The sequence below is a fragment of the Megasphaera intestinihominis genome (genome assembly GCF_040096415.1).
In the GTDB taxonomy this organism is placed as follows: domain Bacteria; phylum Bacillota; class Negativicutes; order Veillonellales; family Megasphaeraceae; genus Megasphaera; species Megasphaera intestinihominis.
In genome coordinates, this window is record NZ_JBBMEU010000001.1 from 51,941 (window position 1) to 72,422 (window position 20,482).

The 20,482-nt window shown below is 57.2% G+C and carries 17 protein-coding genes; 16 read left to right on the top strand and 1 reads right to left on the bottom strand.

Translation table 11 applies throughout. The annotated features are described in order from the left end of the window. Nucleotides 1–107: 107 nt before the first annotated feature. From WMO23_RS00255 to sdaAA, 4 genes are read left to right on the top strand one after another with little or no spacing between them, the layout of a single operon-like run. Nucleotides 108–3,518, top strand: coding sequence for a PD-(D/E)XK nuclease family protein (locus WMO23_RS00255; protein WP_349172997.1), 3,411 nt, complete (start codon nt 108–110; stop codon nt 3,516–3,518). Continuing rightward, nucleotides 3,502–7,137, top strand: coding sequence for a helicase-exonuclease AddAB subunit AddA (gene addA, locus WMO23_RS00260; RefSeq protein ID WP_292281979.1), 3,636 nt, complete (start codon nt 3,502–3,504; stop codon nt 7,135–7,137). Before WMO23_RS00255 ends, addA begins: the two co-directional genes overlap by 17 nt. Before the next feature lie 21 nt (nt 7,138–7,158). Further along, complete coding sequence (gene sdaAB / locus WMO23_RS00265) at nt 7,159–7,818, top strand: L-serine ammonia-lyase, iron-sulfur-dependent subunit beta (protein WP_020309698.1); 660 nt, start codon at nt 7,159–7,161, stop codon at nt 7,816–7,818. 10 nt (nt 7,819–7,828) lie between these two features. Beyond that, entirely contained in the window at nt 7,829–8,713 is an 885-nt protein-coding gene (sdaAA, locus tag WMO23_RS00270; RefSeq protein ID WP_020309699.1) for an L-serine ammonia-lyase, iron-sulfur-dependent, subunit alpha, read from the top strand. 9 nt (nt 8,714–8,722) lie between these two features. On the opposite strand, the gene WMO23_RS00275 is transcribed toward sdaAA, so the two are convergent. Further along, entirely contained in the window at nt 8,723–8,908 is a 186-nt protein-coding gene (locus tag WMO23_RS00275; protein WP_036200724.1) for a hypothetical protein, read from the bottom strand. Nucleotides 8,909–9,210: 302 nt separating this feature from the next. Between WMO23_RS00275 and WMO23_RS00280 the strand changes: the two genes are divergently transcribed. The 12 genes from WMO23_RS00280 to WMO23_RS00335 all read left to right on the top strand — a co-directional run bounded on the left by WMO23_RS00280 (nt 9,211) and on the right by WMO23_RS00335 (nt 20,482). After that, a complete protein-coding gene (locus tag WMO23_RS00280) occupies nt 9,211–9,951 on the top strand; it encodes a suppressor of fused domain protein (protein ID WP_020309700.1) in 741 nt (246 codons plus the stop codon). 27 nt (nt 9,952–9,978) lie between these two features. After that, entirely contained in the window at nt 9,979–10,791 is an 813-nt protein-coding gene (locus WMO23_RS00285) for an FAD binding domain-containing protein (RefSeq protein WP_020309701.1), read from the top strand. Between the two features lie 21 nt (nt 10,792–10,812). Further along, nucleotides 10,813–11,601, top strand: a complete 789-nt coding sequence (gene yqeC / locus WMO23_RS00290) for a selenium cofactor biosynthesis protein YqeC (protein WP_020309702.1) — start codon at nt 10,813–10,815, stop codon at nt 11,599–11,601. Between the two features lie 30 nt (nt 11,602–11,631). Next, a complete protein-coding gene (locus WMO23_RS00295) occupies nt 11,632–12,510 on the top strand; it encodes a polysaccharide deacetylase family protein (RefSeq protein ID WP_239639540.1) in 879 nt (292 codons plus the stop codon). A 431-nt stretch (nt 12,511–12,941) separates the two neighbouring features. Further along, a complete protein-coding gene (aroF, locus tag WMO23_RS00300; protein WP_020309704.1) occupies nt 12,942–13,964 on the top strand; it encodes a 3-deoxy-7-phosphoheptulonate synthase in 1,023 nt (340 codons plus the stop codon). A 21-nt stretch (nt 13,965–13,985) separates the two neighbouring features. After that, nucleotides 13,986–14,873, top strand: a complete 888-nt coding sequence (locus tag WMO23_RS00305; protein ID WP_292108109.1) for a prephenate dehydrogenase — start codon at nt 13,986–13,988, stop codon at nt 14,871–14,873. Next, on the top strand, nt 14,854–15,927 hold the full coding sequence (gene aroB, locus WMO23_RS00310; RefSeq protein WP_292108108.1) for a 3-dehydroquinate synthase: 1,074 nt from the start codon (nt 14,854–14,856) through the stop codon (nt 15,925–15,927). The genes WMO23_RS00305 and aroB overlap by 20 nt, the downstream gene beginning before the upstream one ends. After that, nucleotides 15,924–17,210 carry a 3-phosphoshikimate 1-carboxyvinyltransferase gene (gene aroA, locus WMO23_RS00315; protein WP_292108107.1) on the top strand — a complete coding sequence of 429 codons (1,287 nt, stop codon included), beginning with the start codon at nt 15,924–15,926 and terminating at the stop codon, nt 17,208–17,210. The genes aroB and aroA overlap by 4 nt, the downstream gene beginning before the upstream one ends. A 1-nt stretch (nt 17,211) precedes the next feature. Then, on the top strand, nt 17,212–18,303 hold the full coding sequence (gene aroC, locus WMO23_RS00320) for a chorismate synthase (protein WP_292299377.1): 1,092 nt from the start codon (nt 17,212–17,214) through the stop codon (nt 18,301–18,303). Nucleotides 18,304–18,320: 17 nt separating this feature from the next. Beyond that, nucleotides 18,321–19,181: a prephenate dehydratase gene (gene pheA / locus WMO23_RS00325; RefSeq protein ID WP_349173002.1), complete on the top strand. Its 861-nt coding sequence runs from the start codon at nt 18,321–18,323 to the stop codon at nt 19,179–19,181. Continuing rightward, on the top strand, nt 19,156–19,986 hold the full coding sequence (locus tag WMO23_RS00330; RefSeq protein WP_292108104.1) for a shikimate dehydrogenase family protein: 831 nt from the start codon (nt 19,156–19,158) through the stop codon (nt 19,984–19,986). The genes pheA and WMO23_RS00330 overlap by 26 nt, the downstream gene beginning before the upstream one ends. After that, entirely contained in the window at nt 19,979–20,482 is a 504-nt protein-coding gene (locus WMO23_RS00335; protein WP_020309712.1) for a shikimate kinase, read from the top strand. The genes WMO23_RS00330 and WMO23_RS00335 overlap by 8 nt, the downstream gene beginning before the upstream one ends.

Consider the following 20,482-nt stretch of genomic DNA (forward strand, 5'->3'; position numbering starts at 1 on the left):
CTCAAAAAGAGGCTGTCTTCATGCGACAGCCTCTTTTTTACTGTTCTTTTCCAGTGGAAATCGGGTATAATAGAGATAATCGATTTTTTATGTAAGGAGGTACGTTCATGGCCGTTACAGTATTATTGGGCAAGGCGGGAAGCGGCAAATCGACGCAGTGTTATCGGGAGATACAGGCCTGCGCGGCTGCCGGTGGCAAGACCCTGCTCCTTGTCCCGGACCAGGCGACATATGGTGCCGAACGGCATCTCGCCGAAAGTTCCGATGGACAGGGCTTTTTAGGGACGCAGGTCGTCGGCTTTTCCCGGCTGGCTTATAAAGTCTTCCAGGAACGGGGCCTGGAACACGCGTCGCTGTCGGAGTTAGCCCGCAAAATCATTTTGCAGCGCCTGCTGCACAAAGGGGAGAAAGAATTTTCCGTCTTGCAGACGGCGGCCAGGCAGCCGAATTTTGCCGATACGGCAGGCCGCTTCTTATGGGAATGCCGGTCTTTCTGCGTTACGCCGGAAGCCCTGCGCCAGGCGGCTGAAGCCGTCCCCAGCCCGACCCTGTCGCACAAGCTGGAAGATATTTCCCGGCTCTATGAAGCGTATCAGGCCTTTCTGGCAGACCACTTCGGCTCGGCAGATGATACGATGACTCTGCTGGCCCGGGAAATCGGGCATTATTCCTTCCTCCAGGGCGCCCATGTCTGGGTCGATGGCTTCCAGTGGTTCACACCGCAGCAGATGGAAATCCTGCGGCAGATAGAGCGCGCAGCCTCGAAGGTGACGATTACCCTGACCATCGATGAAGCGCATCTGGCACAGCAGCTGCGGGAAACGGCCTTGTTCCACCGGGCTTACGAAGTCTATCGCGATATAAAGACACTCTTTCCCCATATGGAAACGGCTGTCGTCGAAAAGCGGCCGGCCGGCCCGCTGACGGCCTTTCGCGATGCTTTTTTCCAGACCGTCCCGGCCAGCATGGACCGGCCCGTATCGGCCCTGGAAATCTGGGAATGTCCCGACAGGGATGGAGAAATCGACAGCGTTGCCCGGAAAATCGCAGCGCTCTGCCGTCAGGGCTATCGTTATCGCGACTTCCTGGTCCTGGCCCGGACGAGTGACTTGTACCACGACCGGGTCGAACGCATTTTCCGGCGCTATGGGATTCCCTGCTTCAGCGACTATCGCCGGCCTATGACCAGCCATCCCGCCGCCGAGGCCATTTCCGCCCTGTTCGGCGTCTTCCGCAGCCGCTGGTCTCATGAGTCGCTCTTCCGCCTGCTCAAGACGGACCTCTTTCCCGTCAGCCGCCATGACGTCGACGATTTGGAAAACTATTGCCTCGCTTACGGCATCCAGGGGCGTCACTGGCTGAGGGATGCTGAGTGGACTTACGGCCGCCGGCAGGAACAGCCCCAGGTCATCGACGAACGGGAAGAAGCGCACCTCCAGCGCATGAATGCCATACGCCAGCGCGTGCGGGACATTTTGTTCCCCTGCTGGGAAGAAGCCCAGGAAGAACATAGCCTGCGCGACTGGTGTACCTTGTTGTATCACTGGCTGTGCCGGCTGGACATCCCGTCAGTACTGCGCCAGTGGCAGGAAGAAGATGAGCAGTCGGGCCTTGCCGAAGAAGGCAAGGAGCACGAGCAGGTCTGGAAGCGTATCGGGACGTTCCTCAATGAAATCGTCAGTCTTTGCGGTGACGATGAAACGGACCTCGATGAATTTTCCCAAATCGTCGAAGATGGCCTGGCCAATTTGAAGTTCAGCCTTATCCCGCCGACGCTGGATCACGTCACTTTGACGGCTGTCGAACGAGGCTATACGATGCAGGCCAAGGTCGTCTTTCTCTGCGGTGTCAATGACGGCGTCTTCCCTCAGCATAGCCAGGAAGAAGGGCTGTTCAGCGATAAAGAACGGCACCGCCTGGCTGATCTGGGCATCGTCCTCGGACCGGGGAGCCGCTTCCGCTCTTTCCAGGAACGCTTCTTGTTCTATTTAGGGGCGACCCGGGCTGCGGAACGGTTCATCATATCCTACGTCGTCGCTGACGATGACGGCAGTGCCATGGAAAAAGCGTCGTGGATCCATCAGCTCCGGGATAAAGGCTATGTAGCTGACATCATCCGCCAAGAGGCCAAGGTACAGCCCGGCCGGGAAGGGGATTACCTGCTGGCCCTGCCGGCGGCTCTCGATTACCTTCCCGGTCACTTGCGGCCGGCTGCCAATGGCGAAGCTGTCGGGGATATATGGTGGGCCCTCTATGACTGGGCCTGGCAGCATGGCTGGCGCCATCAGGCCGTGCGCGCCGTCCAGGGCCTGTTCCATACGAACCTGCCTGTCACCCTGCCGGAATCGTTGGTGCGCCGCCTCTTTGCGCCGGACGGGACGCTGCGCGGGTCGGTCACTAAGTTCGAGCAGTACCGCAGCTGTCCTTTTGCTTATTTTTCCCGCTATGGCCTTGGCCTGGAAGAACGGCCGCGCTATCAGTTCGCTGCACCGGACCTGGGCATGCTGGTCCACGGCGCCCTGCGCATCATCGGGGAACGGCTGCTGCGGGAACAGAAACAGTGGCATGACATTCCCGACGCAGACGTCCCGGCCATCTGCCGCCAGGCGACGGATGAACTGGCGCCGCAGGTCCAGCACGATATCCTCATGTCCAACGCCTATTTCGCCCAGATAAAGGAACGGCTCATCCAGACCCTGACCCGGACGGTACGACGCCTCAGCGCTTTCAGTGCCGTTTCCGATTTCCATATGGAAGGGCTGGAAAAATCCTTCGGCCGTCCGGGCAGTCCCTGGGAAGCCCTGCGCTTTACCTTGAAGAATGGCCTGCAAGTCGTCGTCACCGGCCAGATCGACCGCATCGATACTTTGCGCCAGGGGGACCATAAATACGTCGTCATCATCGACTATAAGTCCGGCCGGAAACAGCTCGACATCAGCCAGATTTTCACGGGCCTGGAACTGCAGCTTTTGACGTATATGTTCGTGGCTTTGCTGAATATTGGCGGCGATGCCATTCCGGCTGCCGCCCTATACTGTTACGTCCGCAATGATAAGGTATCCCTGGAATACCGCGTCAGTGAGGAAGACAAGAAGAAACTCTACGATGCCAAAGGGAAGCTGACCGGTTTCTACCTCGACGACGGCCAGGTCATGCAGCAGCTGGATACGTCGATGCAGGGCTTTTCCGATTTCCTCAACTTGCGGCTGAAAAAAGACGGGACCCTGAGCGATTCGTCCCACACGCTCTATAATGAAGCAGGCTGGAGCCACCTGCTCGACTGGGCGGCCCGGCAGATACGCGATATTGCCGGCCATATCGGCGACGGTGATATTTCCATCCATCCCATCCTCATGGGCCAGCAGGCGCCGTGCAGCTATTGCCCTTACCGGCCGGTCTGCCGGTTCGATGTCGCCGTTGCCGGCAATACGTATGACGCGGCGGGACGGGAAGATACAGACGAGATGATTCAAAAGATGTTTGATGAAGGAGATGACGAACATGGCCTGGACGAATGAGCAGCAGGCAGCCATCGACAGCCGGGGGCAGACGCTGCTCCTGTCGGCGGCGGCCGGTTCCGGGAAGACGGCTGTCCTGGTGGAACGCATCATCCGCCGCCTCCTGGACAAGGAATATCCCATTGATATTACGGAATTACTGGTCGTCACCTTTACCAAGGCCGCCGCGGCCGAAATGCGCGACCGCATCGGGACGGCCCTGATGAAGGCCTTGTCGGAAACGAAGGATCCCCGCGTCGAACGCCAGCTGGCCTTATTGCCATCGGCCCAGATTTCGACGCTCCATGCTTTTTGTCAGCATGTCATCCGTAAGTATTTCTATACCATCGACCTGGATCCGGCTTTTTCCATTGCCGGTGAAGAAGAATTGAACCTCTTGCGCCGCCAGGTCCTGGAAGACGTCTTCTTGTCTTACTATGAAGACGATGAGAAAGCGTCCATCCTCTATCCGCTGGCCGATATGTTTGGCAGCGACCGCGGCGATGACATCCTCATGGATACAGTAAGCCGCATGTATACCTATGCCCGCAGCCTGGCCTGGCCGGAACATTGGCTGAAAGAGGCGGCCCGAGCTTATGACGTGGCGCCGGACGCCGTCATCGACGATATGGTCTGGGCCGGCCCCATCAAGGATGCCGTCCGCCGTATCCTTGAAGAAGATGCCCACCTCTATGACGGCGTGCTCTATCACCTGCGCCAGCGCGAAGCCTTTGCGCCGGCCTGCGATACCTTCGTGGCTGAACAGGCAGCTCTCCGGCAGGCCGCCCAGGCCCGGTCCTGGAATGATTTGAGCCGCTTTGTCCGGGCCATCGACTTCCCGCGCCTGAAGTCACTGCGGAAATTATCGGATGACGATAAAGCCGTCTGGGAACGGTGCAAGAAAGTGCGTGACGATGTCAAGAAAGACGTGATCAAGACCTTGCAGTCCGTCTATTTCTCGGCGACGCCGGAAGAATGGCTCGACGGCATGCGGGCCATGAAACCCGTCATGGATGGCCTGGTGACGCTGACCCTGGATTTTGCCAAAGCTTATGGGGCGGCGAAGAAGGAAAAGGGCTGGATCGATTTCAGCGACTTGGAACATTTCTGCCTGCAGATCCTCCTCGCCCCCGATGCATCGCCGGAACATCCCGTGCCGTCGGCGGCAGCCGAAGAGCTGCGCAGCCAGTATGAAGAGGTCTTCATCGACGAATACCAGGATACGAACGGCGTCCAGGAACTCATTACCCGCCTCGTTTCCGGTGAGGACAACCGTTTCATGGTCGGCGACATCAAGCAGAGCATCTATCGCTTCCGCCTGGCCGACCCGACGCTGTTCCTGGAGAAATACCAGTCTTTCAGCCGCGATGAAAAAGCCGTGCAGCACTGCATCGACCTGGGGCGGAATTTCCGCAGCGTTCCGGTCGTCCTCGACGCCGTGAACGCTGTCTTCTCGCGGGCCATGACGGCAGAAGCGGCCGGCATGGATTATGGTGAACGGGAAAAACTCTACGCCGGCCGGCAGGCTCCGGACGATGAACGCTGGATCGGCGGGCCTGTCGAAGTCGACATCGTGCCGACGCCGAGTGACGAGGAAGACGACGACGGCAGCACGGCCTTTGAAAAGGAATGCCGCTTCATTGCCGGCCGCATCGGCGAGCTCCTGGCCAGCGGCCGCATGGCAGCCCGCAAAGACGGCACGCTGGAGCCCTTGTCTTATCGCCATATCGTCGTCCTCCTGCGCTCCATGGCCGGCAAGGCCGACGTCCTCATCCAGGCCCTGCAGGAAGGAGGCATCCCGTCATATGCCGAACAGAGTGGCGGTTATTTTGCCGCCGTCGAAGTCCAGGTCATGCTGGCCCTCCTGCGCTGTATCGATAATCCCGAACAGGACCTGGCCATGGCGGCTGTCCTGCGGTCGCCTTTGGTCGGCCTGGATGAGACGGCCCTGGCCGGTGTCCGCCTGGCCGGTGACGGGACGCTGTGGCAGAACCTGCCGGCCTTTGTTGCTTCGCTGCCCGACGGCGTAGATGAAAAAGAGGACCTGCAGCAGTTCATGGCCGCCTTTGATTCGTGGCGCACGTACAGCCGCCGCCACGGCGTGGCAGAACTCTTGCAGCGCCTGTATGATGATACGGCTTATGTCGACTTCGTCGGGGCCATGCCTGGCGGCGACGTGCGCCAGGCCAATCTGAAAGCCCTGTACGACCGGGCCCGGCAGTACGAAGAAGCCGGCTTCCGCGGCCTCTTCCGCTACCTGCAGCTCATGGATAAGATGAAAGAAGACGGCCTGGACCTGGCGCCGGCTAAAGTCGTCAGTGAAAAGGAAGACGTCGTGCGCATCATGAGTATCCATAAGAGCAAGGGCCTGGAATTCCCCGTCGTCTTCGTCGCCGATATGGGCAAGGCCTTCAACCGCCGCGACACGCAGGACCAGATACTCTTTCACAATCGCCTGGGCATCGGTCTCAAGCAGTATGACCCGGAATGGCGCATATCCTATCCGACGCTCATCTGGAGCGGTATCGCCGCCCAGCTGCGCTGGGAAGGGACGGCCGAAGAAGAGCGCATCCTCTATGTCGCCATGACCCGCGCCAGGGACCAGCTTATCCTGACGGGCCACAGCAGCCACATCGACCGTGACTGGCAGCGCTGGACGAGCCACCTCAATCCGGCTCAGGCCAAATCGTATTTCGACTGGGTCATGCCGGCTGCCCTGGCCCCCTTCGGGGCCAAGGCCGATGCTGATTATGCCCGTCCCGGTGCGGCCTGGCAGGATGCGGTCTGGCAGGTGCGCATCGCCAAGGCCGTCCCGGCAGGGACTGTTGAAGAAGGCGCCTATGATGGGGAACCGCGGCTGGAAGCCCTGCGGCGCGGCGACTTGACCGGCACGCCTGTCCCGTCCTGGCTGGACGAACAGTTATCCTGGCAGTATGCCTATCCCCAGGCTGTCCGGACAGCGGCCAAGTTTTCCGTATCCGAAGTCAAGCGGCGATATCAGGAACTGCACAGCGATGAACTGCAAGACGAAGCCGCCCTGTCTGTCCCGGCTGCGGCCGTCATCCCGCCGGCGCCCGGTGAGGACGATGCCTTTGCCGCCCTGCCGCCCTGGCTGGCCGGAGAAGAAGCGGCTGTCAGCGGAGCTCAGCGCGGGACGGCCCTGCACAAGGCCTTGCAGTATATCACGCCGGCTGCCGATCAGACGACGGCGACTTTGCGTCGTGAAATCGACGCCTTTGTCCGCCAGGGCCTGTTGAGCCGGGAAGAGGCCAAGCTGGTCTATGTGCCGGTCCTGGCAGCTTTCTGTCAGTCCGATATAGGCCGGCGCATGGCCGAATCGCCGGAGCTGCATCGCGAATATCCCTTCACTGTCCTGTTAGCTGGCGGCGATCCTCTGCCTGAGACAGAAACGGGCGAACAGATTTTGATCCAAGGGGTCATCGACTGCCTTTTCCGCGAAGATGATGCCTGGATCCTCGTCGATTATAAGTCGGACCGGCTGGAAACGGCAGACGCCTTCCGCAGACGCTATGCCGTCCAGCTGGCATTATACAAGCGGGCTGTCGAACAGATTACGCACCGGCCCGTCGAAGAAACGTACATTTATAGCTTACATCTACAACAAGAAATCAGACTATAAAAACTGTAAGGAGGTTTTCTCATGGGAGTTTTTGATGTGGTCGGCCCTGTCATGATCGGGCCGTCCAGTTCCCACACGGCGGGTGCCGCCCGGATTGGCCTCATGGCCCGGGAAATCCTGAAAGATGAACCGAAAAAGGCGGTCATCACTGTCTATGGTTCTTTTGCCAAGACCTATAAGGGTCACGGTACGGACCGGGCCCTCGTCGCCGGCCTGCTCGGCTTTTCTGCCGACGATGTCCGCCTGCGCACGTCCTTTGCCATTGCCGCAGACCAGGGCCTGGCTATTGAATTCCACCGGTCCGATGAAGAAGTGGACCATCCCAACACGGTACGCATCGCCATGACCGGCGCGTCTGGCCGGAAGATGGAAGTCCTCGGCGTCTCCCTGGGTGGCGGTAAAATCGAAATCCGCGAAATCAACGGGGCAGAAGTGGCCCTGAATGGGGAAGAACATACACTGATTACGGTCCACAGGGACCAGCCGGGCATCATCGCCCAGGCGACGACGGTCCTGGCCATCGGTCATATCAATGTATCGAATATGCGCGTCTTCCGCAGTGCCAAGAACGAAACAGCCGTCATGATCGTCTGCACGGACAGCCCTGTTCCCAATGAAATCGTCCACATGATACAGAATATTACAGCCATTGAAAGCGTCGTCACGCTGCTGCCGCTCTAGGAGGAATAAGATGTATAAATATGAATATAAGACCCTTCATGACTTATTGGCCCTGGCAGAAAAAGAAAAGACGACTCTGTCAGACATCGTCGTGCGTCATGAAGTAGAGTCGTCAGAAGAACTGGAAGAAAAAGTACGGGCCATCATGGCCAGCCGTCTCGATGTGTTCCAGGAATCCATCGATGCCGGCATGAAGGACCCGGGAAAATCGGTCAGCGGCCTCGTCGGCGGCGATGCCCATAAACTGGCTGAAAAGGCGCCGAATTTACTGGGCCCCTTGGCGCATAAGGCGGCTGTCTATGCCCTGGCCGTCAGTGAAGCCAATGCCAAGATGTTCAAAATCGTCGCCTGCCCGACAGCCGGTTCCTGCGGCATCGTGCCGGCCGTCATGATGGCCGCTGCCGAAGAAATGCAGACGCCCCGTCCCGTACTGGTCGATGCTTTGTTCACGGCAGCGGGTATCGGCGCCGTCGTTTCCCGCAATGCCTCTGTCGCCGGTGCCGTCGGCGGCTGCCAGGCCGAATGTGGGACGGCTGCGGCTATGGCGGCAGCGGCCGTAGCCGAAATGGCCGGCGGCGATAACGATACGATCCTCCAGGCCTTTGCCCTGTGCATGAAAAACACGCTGGGCCTGGCCTGCGATCCCGTAGCGGGCCTGGTCGAAGTGCCCTGTGTCAAGCGCAATGCCGTCTTTGCCGTTGAAGCCCTGGCGGCTGCTGAAATGGCCCTGGCCGGCATCAAGAGCGTCATCCCGCCAGATGAAGTCATTGCGGCCATGGCGGAAATCGGCCGCCTCATGCCAGTCGCCCTGAAAGAAACCTCCGATGGCGGCCTGGCCCGGACCGAAACGGGGAAGGCCATCGCCGCTCGATTAGAAAAAGCGATGGAAGAGTGAGGCTGCCTTTTACGCCTCCCCGTCCTGGAGTCCCGGCTGGTTCTGTGCCAGTGCCGGCTGGCCTTCGAGACGGCGGTATATCATACGGCACAGGCTGGCAGAAACGGGAGCATCCTTGGGCTGGCAGGCGAATTCGAGGATCAGTTCAGCTTCAAAACGGTTTAATTCTACCCAGCGTACCTTCAATGTAGTCATCCCTTTGCGGTTAATATAGTGCGTTCCATTCTCCTTTATTCTACTATACCGTCCTGCCTTTTACAAGGCGCGCCGAAGGCGCTGTGATTTGACAATTTCCCTATTTATTGATATGATATATCCCGTCAATTGAACAGGCGATGAGATTCAGTGAATCCCTCCGGCACGAACCCTGAGGGCTAAAAAGTCTATCGTCATGATAGTGGAGAGGGGCTTCGCGTTCGCGGCGCCCCTTTTTGGTTGCCCAGAGCGGGCTCATTTATGTTATAATGAAGCTGAATATAACGAAAAGGGGGGATTCGATGAGTACCTTACCGATTACGTCCTATCGATGGCCTCGCTTTTTTTCCTTGATGGACACCTTGAAGATACAGCGGCCTCACGAGGAATATGGCCGCGCCGTCCAGGCTTATTTCCACAGCCTCTTTCCTCATCGGCAGTGGAGTGTCTTCCAGGACCCGGACGGGACGCCGCTGGCAGTGGACGTAGAGCTCTTATATCCTACGGTAGAAGAACCCTTCTATCTCCTTCATACCATCGGCATGAGTGCCGCGCCCATGCATTACCCGGCTGGCGAATTTGTGACCGGGAAAGAAGGCTACGGCGAACTCTGCCTCATCCTGCCGGCTGATTGGCCCTTCCGCAAGGACTGGGATATTTCCCTAAACGACGAAGAAGCCTGGCCCATCTGGCTGCTCATGGAGCTGGGGCGGTTCCCGCACGTCCATGATGTGTGGATGTCCTATGGCTTTCTCCTGCCCAACTCGGAAAGCCATGAGCCTTTTGCCAGGGATACGGCTCTGTCCGGCCTGGTCATCGTCCAGTTTGAAGGTCAGCTGGGCGGCGTTTCCATGGCCGATGGTACGACGGTGGAACTTCTCATGCCCATCCTTTTATATAAAGAAGAAATGGATTTGTGCAGCGACATCGGCGTCGACGCCCTTGTCGATGCTGTCGTCGATGAATGTGGCGGGTCTTTCCTGCTCAACAAGGACAGGCCGAACGTGGCCCTGGAAGACTGGTTCTTCGACGACATCCCTTAACTAGGCAGAAAGGAGATTTTCAGTATCGTGATTACCAGTACGACGACCCTGGTCCCGGATAATCCGGCCGCAGCCTACGCTGCTTATCGGCAGGCTGCGTCGGCTGTTTTCCTGGCGGGAACGCAGGGCTTGAAATATAAAAAAGACCATTATGACCTGGCTGTCGATTTGTCGAAAGCCGGGATGCAGTATATCGAAGAACGGGAAGACGACATCGTCATCGGCGCCATGACACCGCTTTGGCAGATCAAGATTTCCCCGGTCATCCAGGAGTTTGCCGGCGGAGCCATCAGCAAGGCCATCAGTGACGTAGCCGATAAAAACGTCCAGCGCTACGGCACGCTGGGCGGCGTCATTTCGGGGAAAGCGCCTTTTTCCGTCCTCCTGCCGATCCTCCTGTCCCTCCACGTCGATGTACAGCTGCAGGATAAAGGCTGCATGAGCCTGGATGACTATTTGCACTGCCCGCCCATGGGTGAACTGGTAACGGGCATTTCCATTGCCAAAGAAGCTGTCTATACGGCCTATAAAGCCTATCGCAAGCTGCCGGCAGATGAACCGTATCTGGTCGGTGCCGTCGCCATGCGGGAAGATTCGTGGTGCATCGTCGTCGGCGGCCGTCCCGGCCTGGCTGCCATTGCCCGCTCGGCCAGTGAAGAACTGACGGAAAAGGGCATGGCCGTCAAAGAAAATGTGGCCCATCTGGCCAGTGAAGAACTCGATTTCGGCAATTTCGGCACCTGCTCCGAAGAAGAACGGCGGGCCCTGACCATCGATATGGTCCGCGGCCTCATCAAATCGGCCTGGAAAGGCTATAATCGTTATGTTGTGAAGAAGTGAATTCCAGAAGGGGGTACTTTCATGTTTGAAGATAATCGTTGGCGACGTATGTTGAAACCCGGCATTACGGCTATTGTCGGTGCCGGTGGTAAGACGACCGTATTGGAACGGCTGGGGACTTACGGCCACGGCGGTCATCTGCCGATCATGGTCAGCAGCATCGTTCCCATGGACAGCACGCGTGTCGATAATGTCGAACCCTTTGACGTCATCTGCACGGAAGATATGGAAAAGGGCGAAGCCTTCTGCGCTGAACGCATTGCCGCCGGCCACGTCCCGGCGTGGTTCGCCGGCCTCGACGACCAGGACCGCTATATCGGCCTCGACCCCAAGGTCATCGATGACATCAAGATGCGCCACCCGGCCTGGTACATCCTCATCGAAGGCGATGCAGCCGGCAATAAGTGGCTCAAGGCCCCGCTGGCAGACGATGTACCCCTGCCGGCTTCCTGCGATACCGTCATCGGTGTCCTCAATTTACAGATGCTGGGCAACGTCATCAGCGCCGAAAAAATCGAAGGCGTCGAAACGGCAGCGGCCATCATGGGCCGTCCTTGCGGCGCTGTCATTACGCCGGCCATGCTGGCCAAGCTCATCAAGCATCCGCGGGGACTGTTCCGCGGCGTGCGCTGCCCGCGGATCCTCTTCTGCACGGGCTATAATGCCGTCCAGCACCGCATGACCGAAGCCCTCCTCGACGATTTGGAAGACTTCGACCTGACGGCCAGCGTCCTGGCCGATGGCTATCGGGAAACGTGTACGATACGCCAGTATATTCACTATGGTAATGTCAAAAAGAAACGGATGTAAGCAAAAATGAAACAAAAAGGCAGACTGTTTTTGGGATGTATCTTACTTTTCTTCCTGGCTTCGCTGGGGCTTTTCCTGAATTTCGACCGCGACCGCGTCATGGCAGCGGCCGAAGCCCGGCATATCCCGGTGCCGCAGGTCCTTTCCAGCAAGCCTGACGTAGCTCTGATCGGTGATGATTTCTCCCTGCCTCCTGTCGATAATGATAAACCGGTGTACGATAAATATACGACCCGGCAGCGTCAGGAAAAGGGCCTGCCCACGACATACGGCAAGACGCGGGATTATTATTATGGTGACAACGTCGTCTATCTGACCTTTGACGACGGCCCGAACGATAAGAATACGTCGCGCATTCTGGATATCCTGAAAAAGGAAAACATCCATGCTACCTTCTTCCTGACCGGCCAGAATGTCGTCCGCTACCCTGATGTGGTCAAGAAAATCTACCAGTCTGGCAATGCCATCGGCGTCCATTCGTATACGCATGATTATAAGAAAATATACGTTTCGCCCAAGGCTTATACGGACGAGCTCTTGCAGACAGAAGAAGAAATTTATAAGATTCTCGGCGTCCGGCCCATCATTTCTCGCGCCCCTGGCGGTACGGAAGGGCACTTCACCAAGGACTTCTGGACGGCTATCAACAACATCGGCTATATCGAAGTCGGCTGGAATGCCTTGACCGGCGATGCTGACGGGACGGGCAAGACAGCCGATAAAGAAGTGGAAAACATAAAGCAGCAGCTGCAATTGCGGCCCTATCTCCATCGCCATCTGGTCATCCTCATGCACGATGCCTATGGCCACGGTGCGACCGTCGACGCCCTGCCGGACATCATCCATCTCCTGAAAGGGCAGGGCTATACGTTCCGCGTCGTCACGACAGCCATTCCGCCTTCTTGGTAAAAGACATAGATGATATGCGAAAATAGTATACAATATATCCGTCAGTAAAACGATTGTCCACGGGGATTCTCATATCTATACAGAGAATCCCTGCTTTTTTACCTTGACAATTATTTCCCCGGGGTATACAATGACGACAACGAATTTTTAAATGTTGCACAAGGAGATTCCTATGAACACGTCATTCTTACATCAGGTAATTGAATACGTCTTTACTTATTTTAGCTGGGGCTACCTGTATTTTAGCGCTGGTTATTTTTGCTACGACGAATTCAATAAAACCGATGTAAGCATGAGAAGACTTCCACCTTTTCCGTGCCAGCCGGCTATGGCTGCCTAAGCAAGACGCGAGGAAAAGGCGATAAACGAGAATCTTAGAAGCAGGCTCATGTGAGCCTGCTTTTTTTGTTGCTGGAATGGAGGAAAAAGTTATGATCATTGTATTGAAAGCAAACACACCGAAAGAAGAAGCGAAAAAATTAGTCGATGCCATCAAGGCCAAGGGCCTGCAGGTCGATATCAGTAAAGGCGCCCGCCAGACTGTCATGGGCCTCGTCGGCAATACGGAAGTCGTCGATGTCGAACAGATACAGAGCTATGAATGTGTCGACAAGGTCATGCGCGTCGAAGTCCCGTACAAACGGGCCAGCCGGGCGTTCCATCCCCAGGATTCGGTCATTCCCGTCGGTAACAGCGGCGTGACCATTGGCGGCAAGAAACTTGCCGTCATCGCCGGTCCCTGCTCCATTGAAACGCCGGACCAGATCGAAGGCGTCGCCTACGACGTCGCCAAGGCCGGTGCCAACATCCTTCGCGGCGGTGCTTTCAAGCCGCGTACTTCGCCGTACTCCTTCCAGGGTTTAGGCAACAAGGGCCTCGACATGCTCCGCGACGCCGGCCGCAAGGCGAAACTGCCGGTCATTACGGAAATCATGTCGGCCGACAAACTGCCGGTCTTCCTCGAAGATGGCGTCGACATCATCCAGATCGGGGCCCGGAACATGCAGAACTTCGACCTCCTCAAAGCCGTCGGTAAGACGCGCAAGCCGGTCCTGCTCAAGCGGGGCCTGAGCGCGACCATCGAAGAATGGCTCATGTCGGCTGAATACATCATGGCCGAAGGCAACCACAACGTCATCCTCTGCGAACGGGGAATCCGGACGTTTGAAACGTACACCCGCAACACCCTCGACTTGAGTGCCGTCCTGGCCGTCAAACGCCAGAGCCACCTGCCCATCGTCGTCGACCCGAGCCATGCGACGGGTAAGCGCTGGATGGTAGCCGACCTAGCCAAAGCCGCCGTTGCTGCCGGGGCTGACGGCCTGATGATCGAAGTCCACAACGACCCGGACAGGGCTTGGTGCGATGGCGCTCAGTCGATTACGCCGGCCATGTTCGCCGACCTCATGGATTCGCTCCGCAAACTGGCACCCGTCGTCGGCCGGGAAATATAAGGGATACAGGGGGAGACAATCATGGATAAGGAAGCTAGTGGTTTTAATACGAAACAGACTGTGGCCATCGTCGGCCTGGGCCTCATCGGCGGTTCCTATGCCCGCGGCCTGCGGCGCATCGGCGTCGGACATATCATCGCCATCGATCCCGATGAAAAAGCCCTCCACCAGGCTAAGCAGGAAGGCATGGTCGATGAAATCTATACGGCTGGCAGTAAGGCATTGAAGCAGGCGGATCTGGTCATCTTTTGTACGGCCGCTGATGTGATGATACGATTCCTGGCAGAAAATAAAGCCTTCTTTGCACCGGGGGCGGTCTTGACGGACGTAGCCGGTATCAAAGGGGATACGGCGACGGCTATTGCCGCTCTTCTCCCGGAAGGCGTTGATTTCGTGCCCGGTCACCCCATGGCAGGCCGTGAAGGCCGGGGGTATGCCATGGCCAGTGCCGATATCTTCAACGGTGCCAATTATATCCTCGTCCCCATGGCGGGCAACGACGAAGACCATATCCGGGCTGTGAAGGATATGGCCATGGCCCTGGGCTGTTCCCACGTCGTCCGCGTGACGCCGGAAGACCACGACCGCTTCATCGCTTATACCAGCAGCCTGCCCCACGTCCTGGCGACGGCTCTGGTCAACAGCGAATCCATGAATACGCTGACCAAGTATTTTGTAGCCGGCAGTTTCCGCGATGGGACGCGGGTTGCCGACATCAATGCGCCGCTGTGGACCAAGCTGTTCTTATCCAATAAAGACAACCTCTTGTATGAAATCAACCGCTTCAGCGCAGCCCTGCAATCTTTCTCGACCATGCTGGCCGAAGAAGATGCCCAAGAGATGACCCGTTTTTTACAGCAAGCCGCTATGCGGAGAAGGGAATTAGTTCATGAAACACATTCACGTTGATTTAGGAAAAGACTCTTATGATATCCATATTGAAAATGGCCTTCTCGACCGGGCTGGCGATTATATCCGCAACCTGACGAAATCGCAGAACCTGGCTGTCATTAGTGATTCGAACGTCGATGCCCTCTACGGTCAGCGATTGGAAACGGTTCTAACAAAGGCTGGCTTCCGCGTTCACCGCCTGGTCTTTCCGGCCGGGGAAGAACACAAATGCGCAGCGACCCTCCTAGACCTCTATCAGCAGCTCTCTGATGCTGGCATTACCCGCAGCGATTGTATCCTGACTTTCGGTGGCGGCGTTACCGGCGACCTCGGCGGCTTCGCGGCAGCGACCTTCTTGCGCGGCGTTCCCTTTATCCAGATTCCGACGACGATTATTTCCCAAGTCGACAGCAGCGTTGGAGGAAAAGTTGCCATCGACCTGCCCAGCGGCAAGAATCAGGCCGGCAATTTTTACCAGCCCAAAGGCGTCCTCATCGATCCGGCACTGCTATCGACGCTGCCCAAGCGCTTCATCCACGACGGTATGGGGGAAGTCATCAAATACGGCTGCATCCGCGACCTGGCCCTCTTTGAACTCCTGGAAAAGCTCGATGACCAGTCTGTTTTCGAGCATTGGGAAGAAATCATCGAACGCTGTTGCCAGAGCAAGGCCGATATCGTTGAACACGATGTCTTTGATATGGGCGAACGTATGATGTTGAACTTTGGTCATACTATCGGCCATGCTATCGAAGGCTGTTATGGTTTTGGCCACTACACCCACGGTGAAGGCGTCGCTGCCGGCATGTCCATGCTGACCGGTGTCACCGAAGCCATGGGGCTGACGAAAGCCGGGACGACGGCGCGGCTGCGCAAGGTCCTCGAACAGTATGGCCTGCCGATCGATGTCGATGCATCGGCTGAAGAACTCATCCCTTACATCAGCAATGATAAGAAGATGCGCGGCAACCATATTACCCTGGTCATTATCGAAGAAATCGGCAAGGCCCGCCTGCTGCCGCTGGCTGCGGAAGACCTGCCGAAATACATCCGAAAGAAGGACGCCCAATGAATGTCATCATTACACCACATACCTTACAAGGGACGGTAGAAGCGCCTTCTTCTAAAAGTATCGGCCACCGCGACCTCATCTGCGCGGCCCTGGCCGAAGGGGAAAGCCTGGTCGACAACATCTCCCTATCCCAGGACATCGAAGCGACGTGTGATATCCTGAAGGCTTTAGGGGCCGACATCACACCTGCCGTTTCAGCTCATTCCGGCCGGGCTGCCTATCGCGTCCAAGGCGGCTTGAAGCCTCAGGGCCAGCCGCTGGCCGTCGATGCCAATGAATCGGGATCGACCTTGCGCTTCCTCATTCCCGTCGCCATCCTCAGCGGCAATAAGGTTACTTTTTCCGGCAAAGGCCGCCTGGCCAAACGGCCGTTGACGCCGTATTATGAACTCTTTGATGAAAAGGGCATCACTTATGAAACGACGGAAGGCGCCCTGCCCCTGACCGTATCGGGGACCTTGCAGCCCGGGACGTATTCCCTGGCCGGCGACGTCAGCTCTCAATTCTTCACGGGCCTGCTCATGACCTTGCCCCTTCTCGACGGCGACTCGGTCCTGCGCAGTACGACGCCGCTGGAATCGGCCAGCTATGTCGACATGACCCTCGACTGCCTGCGCCAGCACGGCATCGTCATCGATAAAGAATGGGACGGCTCCTATCGGATTCCTGGCAATCAGCACTATCGATCCGGGACTTATGTCGTCGAAGGTGATTATTCCCAGGCCGCTTTCTGGCTCTCGGCTGGCAGCCTGGGCCGGGCTATCTGCTGCACGGGTCTGCGGTCGAAATCGTCTCAGGGCGACGAAGTCATCGTCTCTCTCATCCGCGACATGGGCGGCCAGGTCGAAGGCAAGACGGAATTGACGGCCTGCCCGTCAGAACTGACTGGACGAGTCATCGACGTCGAAGACTGCCCGGACCTGGTCCCGGTCCTGACCGTCCTGGCGTCCTGTGCCAAGGGCATTACCCGCATCATCCATGCCGGCCGGGTCCGCTTGAAAGAATGTGACCGTCTGCACGCCATGGCCACAGAGCTCAACAAAATCGGCGGCGATATCGAAGAAGAAGACGAAGGCCTCATCATCCACGGTGTCGGCGGTTTTACCGGTGGTACGGTCAACGGCTGGAACGACCATCGCATCGCCATGGCCCTGGCCGTCGCATCCCAGCGCTGCAGCCAGCCGCTGCGCATCGAAGGCGCTGAGTGTGTCCGCAAATCGTATCCGGAATTCTGGCAGGATTTCCAGGCCTTAGGCGGCATCATCCAAAAGGAGGGGGAGTAAAATGAATACCTTTGGAAGAACGATCGGCCTTACGATTTTCGGTGAATCTCACGGCCTTTCTATCGGCGCCGTCCTCGACGGCCTGCCGTCGGGCGAGGCCATCGACTGGGACGCCGTCCGGGCTGAAATGGCCCGCCGCGCGCCGGGGAAGAATAAAATGTCTACGGCCCGCTCGGAAAAAGATGCCTTTGAAGTACAAAGCGGCTTTTTCAACGGCCATACGACGGGGACGCCGCTGTGCGCTATCATCCGCAACAGTGACCAGCACTCGCGGGATTACGACCAGCTGCGCCACATCATGCGGCCTGGCCATGCCGATTATTCCGGCAAGATACGCTATGGCGGTTTCAACGATTACCGCGGCGGCGGCCACTTCTCAGGCCGTCTGACGGCGCCCCTGGTCTTTGCCGGTGCCGTCGCTTCGCAGATACTGGCCCGCCACGGCATTACCATCGGCTCCCATATCCTGCGCCTGGCCGGCATCGCCGACAAGCCCTTTGATGCTGCCGGGGAAACAGCAGAAACCCTGCAGGCGCTGAAAAAGGAAACACTGCCCGTCCTCGATAAGGCCCAGGCCGGCCCGATGGAAGAAAAAATCCTGGAGGCCAAGAACGACCTCGATTCCGTCGGCGGCGTCATCGAATGTATGGTGACAGGCCTTCCTGCCGGCATCGGCGACCCGTTCTTCGACTCTGTCGAAAGCCAGCTCAGTCACATGATGTTCTCCGTACCGGCCGTCAAGGGCATCGAATTCGGCGACGGCTTCGCCCTGGCTGACCTCCGCGGCTCCCAGGCCAACGACGCCTTTTATTACGATGGCGATGCCGTCAAGACCCGGACCAACCACAACGGAGGCATCAACGGCGGCATCACCAACGGCATGCCTGTCGTCTTCCGCCTGGCCGTCAAGCCGACGGCGTCGATTAGCCAGAAACAGGAAACCATCGACACGGACACGAAGGAAAACTGCGACCTCGTCATCAAGGGCCGCCACGATCCCTGCATCGTCCAGCGCGCCATTCCCGTCGTCGAAGCGGCCGCTGCCTGGGCTATCCTCGACGTCTGCTTGTCAGAGAAAGGGCGGTGCTGGTAATGGATGCGTCTGAAGATATGCCATTGAACATCGCCTGTTTCGGCCAGCCCGGATCGTATACGTATGAAGCCATGAAGTCTTATTTTGCCGGCAAGAATATTTCGCCTGCTTATGGCTCTCACTTTGAAGACGTCGTTCAGGCTGTCGCTACCCGTCAGGCTCGTTACGGCGTCCTGCCCATCGAGAATTCATCGACTGGCGGCATCACCGATGTATACGACCTCATCCACCGCTACGATTGCTGCGTCGTCGGCGAAAAATACGTCAAAGTAGAGCATTGCCTCTTGACCCTGCCAGGGACGAAACTCGAAGACATCCGCGAAGTCTATTCGCATCCGCAGGGCCTGAACCAGTGCCGCAGTTACCTCAAGCACCACGGCGAATGGCAGCTCCACCCCTATTTCAGTACCTCTCAGAGTGCCGAACAGGTTCAAAAAATGGAGGACCCCCATATCGCTGCCATTGCCAACAAGACGGCAGCTGATATGTACGGCCTCGATGTCCTGGTGGAACATATTAATGACAATACCATGAATTATACGCGGTTCTTCATCATCGCCGCCGATATGGAACAGTCGCCAGAGGCCGACAAGATTACCCTAGTCCTGACGACACAGCACCGGCCAGGCGCCTTGTATCACGTCCTGGGCTACTTCTTCTATAACGGCATGAACATGACTCATCTGGAATCGCGGCCCCTCAAGGGCCGGCCCTTTGAATACTTTTTCCACATCGACGTCATGGGCAACCTGCGCAATCCGGCGACATCCCGGGTCCTGCGCAATTTGGCAGAACACTGCAATTATTTTAAAATCTTAGGGAATTACGTATCCGACCAAGGAGGAAATGTAGATGAAATTAGGCGTCATCGGGGCTAAGTTAGGTCATACGGCTTCCCCGGCTATCCACGAAAAATTATTCAGGATTTTACAGGCCGAAGGGCAGCATCAGTATGGCGTCCTGGAAATGGACCGCAGCGATATCCCAAATGAACTTCAGCGCCTGCGCGACGAAGGGTATACGGGAGCCAATGTCACCATTCCCTACAAACTCGACGTCATGCCGTACTTGACGGATATTTCCCGCGAAGCCCGCATCATCGGAGCTGTCAACACGCTCCATTTTACAGATAACGGGATTTTTGGCTATAATACAGACTACAGCGGCTTCGGTCGCTCCCTGGAACATGCCGGTATCGGCATCCAAAAGAAGGACTGCGTCGTCCTCGGTTCCGGCGGCGGTGCCCGGGCCATCATCCAGTACCTGGCCGACAGCGGTGCCAAGTCGATTACCGTCGTATCCCGCCATCCTCACTCGAAGACGGAATTCGACGCCTTCACGAAGACCGTCGGTGCCGATACTATCGATTATCAGGACTTTGAATATTCTCAGGGCGGCGACGTCCTGGTCAACTGCACGCCAGTCGGCATGTTCCCTGACGTCAACGGCTGCCCTGCATCGGAACGTATCATCGCCGCCTTTCCGGCTGTCGTCGATATCGTCTATAACCCGAAAGACACGCAGATTTTGCAGGCCGCCCGTCGCCACGGCGCCAAGACCCTGAACGGCATGTACATGCTCGTCGCTCAGGCCATCGGTTCGGAAGAAATCTGGATGGGCCGGACTATCGATTCGTCTGTGATTGAACAAATTGCCAAGGAGATGGAATCTTATTATGAATGATAAGGTCAATATTGTCCTCATCGGCATGCCTGGATGCGGTAAGAGTACTTTAGGGAAAGCTTTGGCGAAACGCTTAGGACGTGATTTCTACGACGCCGACGACGTCATCGTAGAACAGGAAGGTAAGACCATCCCGGAACTCTTCGCCGTCAGTGAAGACTGCTTCCGCGATGCCGAAGTCCGAGCCAGTCGTACGCTGGCTGCCAAGCAGGGCGTTATCATTGCCTGTGGCGGCGGCGTCATCAAACGTCCGGAAAATATGGCTATTTTAAAAAAGACGGGCAAAGTATTTTTTATCGACCGTTCACCAGATGATATCGTCTCCGATGTAGATGTAGCTGTCCGCCCCTTATTAAAAGAGGGCCGGCAGAAAGTCTACCGGCTCTACGAAGAACGCATCACACTTTACCGTGAAGCGGCTGATTATTGCATTGTCAATGATAAAAGCATGGAAGAAGTACTCTATGCCCTTGAAGCACTTATCAGAAATATATGA